General features: G+C 58.3%; 1 protein-coding gene. It reads right to left on the minus strand.

All coding sequences use genetic code 11. The annotated features are described in order from the left end of the window. Positions 1–360: CBS domain-containing protein (locus EOA16_RS32445; protein ID WP_127261752.1), on the minus strand; the 360-nt coding region annotated here is incomplete at both ends.

A 360-nucleotide genomic window follows, 5' to 3' on the forward strand; every position in this document is an offset into this window, starting at 1 on the left:
CATCCGGAAGGAGGCTGAGCAATGCCCGCACAATATCAGAGCGGGTAATAATGCCGACGACTCTCCTACTTTTCACGATCGGGATGCGTTTAACGTGGTGGTGCATCATGAGATCGACGATCTCGGCGAGTGACGCGGCAGGAGATGCAGTGACGACGCTGTCGGACATCACCTCTTCGATCCGTCGACCATTGGCCCGGACATATTCGTCGGCGGCTTTTCCGGGGCTGACCAGAAGCTCCAGCCAGCGCGAGCGCTTCTGTTGCGTGCCCAGTTCTCCTCGCTGCAGGAAATCGCCTTCGCTGACAATCCCCACCAGCGTGCCATCGCCACTAATGACAGGGAGGCCGCTGATCTTTT

Origin of the sequence: Mesorhizobium sp. M7A.F.Ca.US.008.03.1.1 (genome assembly GCF_003997495.1) — a bacterium.
Taxonomy (GTDB): Bacteria; Pseudomonadota; Alphaproteobacteria; order Rhizobiales; family Rhizobiaceae; genus Mesorhizobium.